This is a genomic window from Arthrobacter sp. SO5 (assembly GCF_020532805.1).
GTDB lineage: Bacteria > Actinomycetota > Actinomycetes > Actinomycetales > Micrococcaceae > Arthrobacter.
In genome coordinates this window covers 5,496-6,539 of the sequence record NZ_MQTQ01000090.1, presented here as the reverse complement: position 1 = coordinate 6,539, position 1,044 = coordinate 5,496, and the positions used below count along the sequence as shown (strand labels likewise).

The 1,044-nt window shown below is 71.1% G+C and carries 2 protein-coding genes; both read left to right on the top strand.

Going from position 1 to position 1,044, the window contains the following annotated elements; translation table 11 throughout:
• Positions 1-681, top strand: a 681-nt coding sequence (locus tag BJG92_RS15875) for a RibD family protein (RefSeq protein ID WP_232084951.1), incomplete at its 5' end; no start/stop codon positions are given.
• On the top strand, positions 681-1,044 hold a 364-nt coding region (locus BJG92_RS15870), incomplete at its 3' end, for a riboflavin synthase (protein ID WP_374199814.1). The genes BJG92_RS15875 and BJG92_RS15870, both read left to right, overlap by 1 nt.

The window sequence follows — 1,044 nt, the reverse complement described above, 5'->3', positions numbered from 1 at the left end:
CCCTTCGTCACGCTGCACATCGCGCAAACCCTGGACGGCCGGATTGCCGCGAGCGACGGCACCAGCCAGTGGATCTCCAGCCCGGAATCGCTCGCCGACAACCACTCCCTGCGCGGCCGGATCGACGCGATCCTGGTCGGGACCCAGACGGTGCTGGTCGACAATCCCCGGCTCACGGCGCGCACTCCCGACGGCGAGCCTGCCGGCAGGCAGCCGCTGCGAGCCGTGATGGGCTACCGCGGGATCCCTGCGGGCGCCGCGATCAACGGCGAGGACGGCAAAGCGGTGCACCTGGCGACCCGGGACCCCCGCGAGGCCCTGGACGAGCTGTTCGCCGCCGGCGTGCGCCACCTCATGGTGGAAGGCGGTTCCCGGATCCTGGGCGCCTTCCTCGCTGCCGGACTCGTGGACGAACTCATCGTCTACCTCGCCCCGACGCTCCTGGGCTCGGGCACGCCCGCCCTGGCAGATCTCGGCATCACCACCCTGGCCGACGCCCAGCAATGGGAATGGGACGCGGCGTCCGGTGGGGCCGTCCAGCAGCTCGGCCGCGACCTGCGGCTGCACCTTCGGCCCGCCCGGGCAACAGGTTCACTCCCGGCCGGCGCCGCCCGCACAACCAGCTCATCCGATTCGACCCCGCGCAGTACCGGCGCGGACACCGCCGCAGGAGGCAACTGATGTTTACCGGAATAATCGCCGAGCAGGGGAACGTGTTGGCTGTTGAGCGCGACGGCGACATCAGCGCCACGCTCCGGCTCCACGCTCCCGGGACCACCGAAGGACTCGCCCTGGGCGGATCCATCGCCGTCAACGGCGTGTGCCTCACGGCGACGTCGATCACCGGCAAGGAGTTCAGCGTCGACGTCATGGGGGAGACCCTCATCCGCAGCACTATCGGTGAACTGTCCCCGGGGGACACAGTCAACCTGGAGCGCTGCGTCCCGGCCGGCGGCCGGCTCGACGGGCACGTCGTCCAGGGCCACGTCGACGGCGTCGGCCAATTGCTGGAGCGCGAGGCGCTCGGGAACTGGGACCGGCTCC